The organism is Actinokineospora sp. NPDC051303 (assembly GCF_055586285.1).
The window spans coordinates 114,085-122,441 of sequence record NZ_JBVJIN010000021.1; the positions used below are offsets into that span (position 1 = coordinate 114,085).

At 68.4% G+C, this 8,357-nt stretch carries 10 protein-coding genes; 3 read left to right on the forward strand and 7 right to left on the reverse strand.

Features of this window, described 5'->3' with window-relative positions; all coding sequences use genetic code 11:
• Positions 1–27: 27 nt before the first annotated feature.
• A complete protein-coding gene (locus ACZ6SD_RS18200; RefSeq protein WP_465318090.1) occupies positions 28–702 on the forward strand; it encodes an MBL fold metallo-hydrolase in 675 nt (224 codons plus the stop codon).
• Between the two features lie 201 nt (positions 703–903).
• Here the strand turns inward: ACZ6SD_RS18200 and ACZ6SD_RS18205 are convergent, their stop codons facing one another.
• The 6 genes from ACZ6SD_RS18205 to ACZ6SD_RS18230 all read right to left on the reverse strand — a co-directional run bounded on the left by ACZ6SD_RS18205 (position 904) and on the right by ACZ6SD_RS18230 (position 4,753).
• Positions 904–1,875 (reverse strand): NAD(P)-dependent alcohol dehydrogenase, encoded by a 972-nt coding sequence (locus ACZ6SD_RS18205; protein WP_465318091.1) that lies wholly within the window; start codon positions 1,873–1,875, stop codon positions 904–906.
• A complete protein-coding gene (locus ACZ6SD_RS18210) occupies positions 1,872–2,105 on the reverse strand; it encodes a helix-turn-helix transcriptional regulator (protein ID WP_465318092.1) in 234 nt (77 codons plus the stop codon). The genes ACZ6SD_RS18205 and ACZ6SD_RS18210 overlap by 4 nt, the downstream gene beginning before the upstream one ends.
• A complete protein-coding gene (locus ACZ6SD_RS18215) occupies positions 2,099–2,527 on the reverse strand; it encodes a hypothetical protein (RefSeq protein ID WP_465318093.1) in 429 nt (142 codons plus the stop codon). The genes ACZ6SD_RS18210 and ACZ6SD_RS18215 overlap by 7 nt, the downstream gene beginning before the upstream one ends.
• Positions 2,528–2,627: 100 nt before the next feature.
• Positions 2,628–3,041: a VOC family protein gene (locus tag ACZ6SD_RS18220; protein WP_465318094.1), complete on the reverse strand. Its 414-nt coding sequence runs from the start codon at positions 3,039–3,041 to the stop codon at positions 2,628–2,630.
• Between the two features lie 120 nt (positions 3,042–3,161).
• Positions 3,162–4,235 carry a hypothetical protein gene (locus ACZ6SD_RS18225; RefSeq protein WP_465318095.1) on the reverse strand — a complete coding sequence of 358 codons (1,074 nt, stop codon included), beginning with the start codon at positions 4,233–4,235 and terminating at the stop codon, positions 3,162–3,164.
• A 326-nt stretch (positions 4,236–4,561) separates the two neighbouring features.
• The gene (locus ACZ6SD_RS18230; RefSeq protein WP_465318096.1) at positions 4,562–4,753 is read right to left on the reverse strand and encodes a hypothetical protein; all 192 of its coding nucleotides are present in this window, start codon (positions 4,751–4,753) and stop codon (positions 4,562–4,564) included.
• A 44-nt stretch (positions 4,754–4,797) separates the two neighbouring features.
• Here ACZ6SD_RS18230 and ACZ6SD_RS18235 point away from each other — a divergent pair, with 44 nt between their 5' ends.
• A complete protein-coding gene (locus ACZ6SD_RS18235; protein ID WP_465318097.1) occupies positions 4,798–5,106 on the forward strand; it encodes a hypothetical protein in 309 nt (102 codons plus the stop codon).
• A 3-nt stretch (positions 5,107–5,109) separates the two neighbouring features.
• Here ACZ6SD_RS18235 and ACZ6SD_RS18240 read toward each other — a convergent pair whose 3' ends face one another.
• Positions 5,110–7,383, reverse strand: a complete 2,274-nt coding sequence (locus ACZ6SD_RS18240; RefSeq protein WP_465318098.1) for an ATP-binding cassette domain-containing protein — start codon at positions 7,381–7,383, stop codon at positions 5,110–5,112.
• Between the two features lie 67 nt (positions 7,384–7,450).
• Here ACZ6SD_RS18240 and ACZ6SD_RS18245 point away from each other — a divergent pair, with 67 nt between their 5' ends.
• The gene (locus ACZ6SD_RS18245; protein ID WP_465318099.1) at positions 7,451–8,221 is read left to right on the forward strand and encodes a TetR/AcrR family transcriptional regulator; all 771 of its coding nucleotides are present in this window, start codon (positions 7,451–7,453) and stop codon (positions 8,219–8,221) included.
• Positions 8,222–8,357 lie beyond the last annotated feature (136 nt).

An 8,357-nucleotide genomic window follows, 5' to 3' on the forward strand; every position in this document is an offset into this window, starting at 1 on the left:
GTGGCGCGCAGACTACCGTCAGCGACCGTGGACCTTCTCGACTACTCCGGCCATGTCGACCCCGGCGGCCCGGCCGCCCGCCGCACCCTGGGCGCGCTGACGATCACCAAGGTGTCCGTCGGCCCCATGGACAACAACGCCTACCTGCTCACCTGCAGGACCACCCGGGAAGCCCTGCTCATCGACGCGGCCAACGACCCGGAGCGGCTGTCCGACGTCATCGGCTACGGCCAGGACCGCCCCACCCTGCGCACCATCGTCACCACCCACCAGCACGGCGACCACTGGCAGGCCCTCGGCGCCGTCGCGGGCGCTTTCGGCGCGAACACCATCGCCCACCCCGCCGACGCAGCCCCGCTCCCGGTTCCTCCCGACCGCCTCGTCACCCACGGCGACACGATCGAGGTGGGTGAGGTCACGTGTGAGGTGATCCACCTCCGCGGCCACACCCCCGGCTCCATCGCCCTCCTCTACCGCGACCCCGAGGGCGCCCCTCACCTGTTCACCGGCGACTCCCTGTTCCCCGGCGGCCCCGGCCGAACCACCAGCCCCGAAGACTTCACCAGCCTCATGGACGACCTGGAGTCCCGAGTCTTCGGCGAACTGCCGGACGACACCTGGTTTTACCCCGGCCACGGCGACGACTCCACCCTCGGAGCCGAGCGCCCCAAGCTCGACGAGTGGCGTTCGCGCGGCTGGTGACCCCGAGATCTATTGACATTCGATAGATAGTCAGCGAGGCTCGATGGATGAGGTACTTACTTGCCGCCCTTGCCATCGCGATAGGTCTTGCGGGCGTCGTGTACGGGGAAGCTGACGACTCGCCGGGGCTTCAGTTGTTGGGCGCCCTGGTCGTCGTGGGGGCGGTTGTGGTCGCCGTGCGGGCCGTTCGGCGGCGGAAGGTCACACGGTGATGACGACTTTGCCGCGGGCTTGTCCGCTGTGCACGTAGTCGATGGCTTCGGGGGTGTCGGCCAGCGGGTAGGTGCGGTCCAGGACGGGGGCTAGCCTGCCCGCGTCGATGTGTTCGGTGAGGATTCGCAGGTCGGCGCCGAGTTCCTTGGAGACCAGGCCGCGCAGGTTCTGGCTCAGGAACGGGGACAGGGCCATCGCGCGCAGGGAGCGGTCGAAGCCGCCGAGCCAGCGGCCGCCGCCTTCGCCGCCCGCGATGACCAGGGTGCCCTTGGGGGTGAGGGCGCGGCGGAGGTGGGACAGGGGGCGGTTGCCCGCCGTGTCAAGGATGAGGTCGTAGCGGCGGGAGCCGTCGGTGGCGTCCTGGCGGGTGTAGTCGATGACCTCGTCGGCGCCGAGGGAGCGCACCAGGTCCGTCTTCGCCGGGCCGCAGACGCCGGTGACGTCGGTGTCGAACGCCTTGGCCAGTTGGACGGCGAAGGTGCCGACGCCGCCGCCAGCGCCGGTGATCAGGACCCGCTGCCCGGCGCGCACCCGGCCCGCGTCCCGCAGGCCCTGCAACGCGGTCAGGCCCGAGACCGGGACGGCGGCGGCCTGCTCGAAGGTGAGGCTCGCGGGCTTGGGCGCCAACTGGTCAGCGGGGGCGGCGCCGTACTCGGCGAAGGAGCCGTCGCAGGTGCCGTACACCTCGTCGCCCGGCTGGAAGGCGGTGACGTTCTTGCCGACCGCCTCGACAAGGCCCGCGACATCGCGGCCGCGCACCCGGTGCTTCGGTGTGCGGAGCCCGAAGCCCGCGGCGCGCACCAGGTACGGCAGGCCCGTCATCAGGTGCCACACGCCCGGGTCGACCCCCGCGGCGCGCACCGCGACGAGCACGTCGTCGTCGCCGATCGTCGGTCTGTCGACGTCGGCGAGTTCGAGAACCTCGGTTGAGCCATAGGTGTCCTGCGCGATCGCCTTCACGGCGTTTCTCCTTCTTGGTGGGGATACTGGAACACGTCTTCCACGGCGACACCGAAGACGCGGGCTATCTGGAACGCCATTTCCAGAGACGGCGAATAACGGCCCTGTTCGATGGCGATCACGGTCTGCCGGGTGACCCCAACGCGCTCGGCCAATTCCGCCTGGGTCATCTGCCCCTGCGCGAACCGGAGCGCCCGAATGGTGTTCGTGACCTTGGTCGGCTTCACCACGACTGAAAGTCCCGGTGGTAGGCGAAAATCTTGGCCACGGAGCCGAGGACGGCGGACAAGGCGAACGCCAGGTAAATCGCGTTGGCGATCCAGAAGTGATCGGCCTCCGCCATCGCCATGACCAGCGCGGCCACGCCGCCGACGACCACGAACGACTGGCCGATGTGCTCGCCGAGCCTGCCGATTTCCCGGTCCCGCTGGTCCTTCTGGTCGGCTTCTCCGGGCGCCGCCGCGGCGACGGCGACCTGGAGCGCGATCGCCGCCACGATGGCGCCGCCGACCGTCCACAAGAGCGCGGGCACGTACCGCGCCTCGGTGAGCGGCGCTTCGCCCGCGCCCCCGAGGACGATGGCGAGATAGGTCGCGTACCCGCCGACCGTCACCACCAGCATGATCCACGCGCGCTTCTCTTCAAACGCCACGACCGCTCCCGTGTTAAGAAAACTTGACACGAGCCAAAGTAAAGCATGTTTGACACAGTGTCAAACATGCTTTACTCGGCTGCTGAGCGGCCCGGAGGACTCAGGCTTGCGGCTCGCCGATGTTGACCATCCACGGAACGCCGTAGCGGTCCACGCACATGCCGAACTCGTCACCCCACATCTGCTTCTCCATGGGGACCGAGACCGTGCCGCCGTCGGACAGCTTCTCCCAGTACCCGCGCAACTCCTCGCCGTCATCGCCGCTGAGGCTGACGGTGATGGAGTCGCCAGGGTTGTGGGCCATCCCCGCCGGGACGTCCGCGCCCATGATCGTGTATCCGCTGGGGGTTTCCAGCATGCCGTGCATGATCTTGTCCGCGTCCGGGGAGTCCTGGGCGCCGAAGTCGCCGAACGTGTTGAGGACCAGGTCGCCGCCGAAGACGTCCCGGTAGAACTCCATGGCCTGGCGGGCGGTTCCGTCGAAGCTGAGGTACGGGTTGAGACGCGAGGACATCGGATGCTCCATTCGTCGTGAGAAGACGAATCGTCGCAGATCAGCCGGGCCGCGACAACGCAAAGCGGTCCACTGTGGTGGGTGCGCGACGCCCAGAGAAGAAGTCGCCACCGGGCGTCGTCAACCGCCCCGGAGTTCCTGTTGGACGCGCTTGACGTACGCGGGCGGAAGCTCCTCCGGCGGCGTGATGGACAACCGCGCGTCCACGGCGAGCGCGTTGCCGATGAGGTGCACGTCGGCGTAGCAGGTGACGCCAGCGGCGGCGAGGGGATCGACCAGGGGCAGCAGCTTGGCGGAGGTCTGCCTGCTCACTTCGCCGATCTCACGGCCGTCGACCCGCACCATGACCACTTCGCTGGCCGAGCGCGGCCCGACTCGCTCAGTCGCATGCAGACTGCCCACCACCAACGCCTTGCCCGGCAGGTAGGCGTCGCGCACCAACGGGACCAGCACGTCCAGGTGCTCCCCGAGCCGACTGAGCTTGAACGGCCTGCCGGGTGGCACCATCAGGTGCCGCGCCGACTGGTCCACGGTGTTGAGCGGGATCAGCAGCGCCGGTTCGGCCAGGTCGAGCGCCACGCTGGCGATGAACTCCGCGTCGTCGCGCCGCCACCACACCCGCGCCCGACACCACCCCACTCCCCCGACCCGGTCGAGCGCGACCCCGTACTCCGCCGCGTCGTCGCGCAGGCGCCCGACCACCTGGCCCTCAATCGACACCCGAACCGCGCCCGGACCGCGCCGGTTCTCCGGCTCCCACCGCACCTCGGCGACGAACTCGCGCTCACCGGTGGGCGCAGGCCCGGCGAGCCCTTCCCACACCTCCGCGTGGTGGGGCTCCCCCACCACGTCCTGACTGAAGTACCCGCGTCCCCGCAGCGTCACCGACACTTCCGGCACCCGCGGCCGGGGCACCCCGGCACTCCCGCGCGCGGCGGCAAGCGCGGTGTGCAACCTGGCGAACGCGGCCTGCTGCCTTCGGGTGAAGTTCAACCGGTACCGCCGCTCATCCCGCGTCACCAGCTCCAACCACCCATTGCCGATCGCCCCGGCATCGCGGATCGCCAGCGTCAGCAGGTCATCGGGAACAAGGACGACCCGATCCGCGCCGAGGGCGAACCTCCCCACCGCGTTGGCGCTTTGGACGACCAACCGCTCACCGTCGAAGTCGACGGAAATGCCGATTCCCTCCACGGCCGCTCCTCGTGCTCAGGGCACGTCCCACGGTACCGCCCACCCTGGTCCAGCCGCTTTCCATAACGCCGCCCGCCACAGGGGAACGACCAGGGTGGTGTTGCCCCATCCAGGGGTCCTGGCCCGATTGTCCTCGTTCGCACGTCTCTCTCTCCCGCTAGAAACATGGCATCAGCGGCAACGTGGGAAGCACAACGGTGGTGAACCGGCGAATAGGCGGCGCGGGCGGCGGCTCGGACCCTGGGACAGGGCGCGCACGAGTCGTGGTCGCGGCCACGGTGGTGGGCCTCGCGGTGGCGACGGGCGGCAGCCTAGGCGGTGGCGTCTCAGGCGGCGGTGAACCGACAGGCGGCGCCATCGAGTCGGCCGCAGAACGGAATCTCTCGGCCAAGAAAGGGGAAGGCAAGAAGGCCGCGCGCAAAGGCGACGCCGAAGACGCGTGGCGGCGGATCGGAATGCGTGGCCTCAAGAAGGCTGCGAAGCAGGATGCGACCTGCCTCGCGCACTCCTTCGGCCAAGTGCGGAGTTCTTCGCGGGCACTCCCTGCGAGTCACTAACCCGAGTGCTGTTCGCCGTGGGCGACGGCGCGGGTGGCGTTGTCGTCGTTTCGGTTGCCTGGGTGGGTTTTCGCTCGCGCGCCGACAAGCGGGCGTTCAAGCGGCTTGACGACGTGCACGGGACAGGCGATATCACGCCGCTGGCGGCGGGCGTGCTCGATGTCGCTGACATCCGCTTCACCGGAAACCACTACCACTCTCGCCACGACGGCGACACCGTTGTCGTCGCCGAGGCTGAGAGTGTTGGCGGGGGCGTCGGTGATGACGTGCTGGACGCCGTCACCGAGGTCGCGGTGTTGTTGCCCCGGCCGTGACGGTCAGGTGGTCACGTATTCGCGGAGGTGTTGGGCGGTTAGGGAATCCGAGGTGGCCACCAGGTCGGCGGGGGTGCCGGTGAAGACGATCTGGCCGCCGTCGTGGCCCGCGCCGGGGCCGAGGTCGATCAGCCAGTCGGCGTGGGCCATGACGGCCTGGTGGTGTTCGATGACCACGACGGTGTTCCCGTCGTCCACCAAGCGGTCCATGAGGGCCAGGAGTTTGTCGACGTCGGCTAGGTGCAGGCCGGTAGTGGGCTCGTCCAAGACGTAGGTGGAGCCCTTCTCCGCCATGCGGATCGCGAGTTTGAGGCGTTGCCGTTCGCCGCCGGAGAGGGTGGTGAGGGGCTGGCCGAGGCTGAGGTAGCCCAAGCCCACATCGACCAGGCGGTCCAGAATCCGGTTGACCGCGGCGATGGTGAAGAAGTCCCGCGCCTCGGTCACCGACATGGCCAGGACCTCGCTGATGTCCTTGCCGCGCAACTTGTGCGTGAGCACTTCCGCGGTGAATCGCTTGCCCTCGCACACTTCGCAGACCGACGCGACGCCCGCCATCATCGCCAGGTCGGTGTAGACCAGCCCGATGCCCTTGCAGTTCGGGCAGGCGCCTTCGGAGTTCGCGCTGAACAGGGCGGCTTTGACGCCGTTGGCCTTGGCGAACGCGGTGCGGATGGGGTCGAGCAGGCCGCTGTAGGTGGCCGGGTTGCTGCGCCGGGAGCCGCGGATCGCCGACTGGTCGACCACGATCACATCGTCCCGTGTGGACAGTGAGCCGTGGATCAGCGAACTCTTGCCCGACCCAGCGACGCCGGTGACCACGGTCAGCACCCCCAGCGGCACGTCGACGTCGATGTCCTTGAGGTTGTGCAGCGAGGCGCCGGTGATGGCGATGTGGCCGGTGGGCGTGCGCGGCCGGTCGCGCAGGCGGGCGCGGTGCCCGAGGTGCCTGCCGGTGAGCGTGTCGGACTCGTGCAGCCCCTTGACGTCGCCGGTGTAGCACAGGCGCCCGCCCGCTGAACCCGCGCCGGGGCCCAAGTCGACCACGTGGTCGGCGATCGCGATCACCTCGGGCTTGTGCTCCACGACCAGGACCGTGTTTCCCTTGTCGCGCAGGCGAAGCAGCAGGTCGTTCATCCGGGCGATGTCGTGCGGGTGCAGGCCAACGGTCGGCTCGTCGAAGACGTAGGTGACGTCGCTGAGGCTGGAACCCAGGTGCCGCACCATCTTCACGCGTTGCGCCTCGCCGCCGGAGAGGGTGCCGGACTCGCGGTCCAGGCTCAGGTAGCCCAAGCCGATCTCGACCAGCGAGTCGAGGGTGCCGCGCAGGACCTTGAGCAGCGGGCCGACCGACGGGTCCTCGATCTTGCCGACGAACGCGGCCAGGTCGCTGATCTGCATGGCCGAGCAGTCGGCGATGGTGCGCCCGTCGATCTTGGCCGACAGCGCGGCCGGGTTGAGCCGGGCGCCGCCGCAGGACCCGCAGGTGGCGAACGTGACCGCCCGGTCGACAAAGGCCCGGATATGCGGCTGCATGGACTCGCGTTCCTTGCTGAGAAAAAGCCGCTGCACCTTCACGAGCAGACCCTCGTAGGTGTGGTTGAAGGTGCCGTGCTTGACCTTGGTCGCGGGTTTGTTGAGGAAGTCCTCCCACTGCTGCGGGGTGTAGTCCCGCAGCTTCACATCGGGGTCGAGGAAGCCGGACTGGGCGAAGGACTGCCAGTACCAGGTGTTCACGGTGAAATTGGGAACGGTGATGGCGCCCTCATTGAGCGAGAGGTCGCGGTCGACCAACTGGTCGATATCGATGGCCGAGACCCGTCCGATGCCCTCGCACGCCGGGCACATGCCCTCCGGGCTGTTGAAGCTGAACGCCGTCGCCGGGCCGACGCGCGGCTCGCCGAGCCTGCTGAACACGATCCGCAGCATGGTGTGCGCGTCGGTCGCGGTGCCCACGGTGGACCGGGAGTTGGCGCCCATCCGCTCCTGGTCGACGATGATCGCCGCGCTCAGATTGTGCAGCGCGTCGACGTCGGGACGGCTCTGCGTCGGCATGAACGACTGGACGAACGCGGTGTAGGTCTCGTTGATCAGCCGCTGCGACTCCGCGGCGATGGTGCCGAAGACCAGCGAGGACTTGCCCGATCCGGAGACGCCGGTGAACACGGTGAGCCTGCGTTTGGGGATGTCGAGGGAGATGTCGGCGAGGTTGTTCTCCCGGGCCCCGCGGACCTGGATGACGTCGTGGCTGTCGGCGGTGGGGATGGAGCCTGGCTGCATCAGGTGCGATCCTTACGGCGTAAAGTGTTGGCTGCCGAGATTACTTTACGCGATAAGGAGACGTGCGATGGCGGTTTTCGCCGCACAGGGCGATCCGCGCCGGTCCATGCCCCTGCTGTGGCGCGCGCCGGACACCTCGGCTGGACGGCCCGGCCCCAAGCCCGCGCTGAGCGTGGACGTGATCGTGGACGCCGCCATCGCCGTCGCCGACGCGGAGGGCATGGCCGGGCTGTCGATGCGCGCGGTCGGCGAGCGGCTGGGGCGCACGGCGATGGCGCTCTACACCTATGTGGCGGACAAGAGCGCGTTGGTGGATTTGATGTACGACCGGGCGCATGCAGAACTTGCCACTGAATACACCGGGCCGTGGCGGACCGCGGTCACCGCTTGGGCGGAGGATTTGTGGGCGTTCTATCTGCGTCATCCGTGGGTGCTGACGGTGTCGCAGGCTCGGCCTGTGCTGGGGCCGCATGAGTTCGATGTGCTAGAGGCGTTGCTGCGGGTGCTTCGGGGGACGGGGCTTTCGGGGCGGGAGGTGCGGTCGGTGGTGGGGACTTTGTCGCATTTTGTGCGCGGGGCGGCGCAGATGAGCGCTGAGTCTCGGCAGGCTGCGGCGGAGACTGGCTTGTCTGATGATGACTGGTGGTATGCGCGGTCGCCGTTGTTGTCTGAGTTGGCGCCGGATTTTGCTGAGCGTTATCCGGGGATTTGCTGGTTGGAGGCTGAGCGGGGCGGGGAGCCGGTGAACGAGACTGTGCCTTATATGGAGAATGAGGCTCGGGAGACGTTTGAGGTTGGGCTGTCTATTTTGCTTGATGGGGTTGCTGCTCGGTTGTGAGCTTGGTCCCGGGGGTTCCTGGAGCTTTCGGGGGGGTTTGCTTGTGTGGGGTTGCTCGATGGGGTGGAGTGGTTTCTTTGGGGCCCCTACGAAGGAAGATCCCGTCGTGGGAAAGACGGGTGGGGAGCCTTCGGCC

Excerpts from the sequence above, each read along its gene's own strand:
- ACZ6SD_RS18220 (WP_465318094.1), bottom strand. The coding sequence starts at position 3,041 with ATGTCCTCGCGTCTCAACCCGTACCTCAGCTTCGACGGAACCGCCCGC.
- ACZ6SD_RS18245 (WP_465318099.1), top strand. The coding sequence starts at position 7,451 with ATGGCGGTTTTCGCCGCACAGGGCGATCCGCGCCGGTCCATGCCCCTG.
- ACZ6SD_RS18240 (WP_465318098.1), bottom strand. The coding sequence starts at position 7,383 with ATGCAGCCAGGCTCCATCCCCACCGCCGACAGCCACGACGTCATCCAG.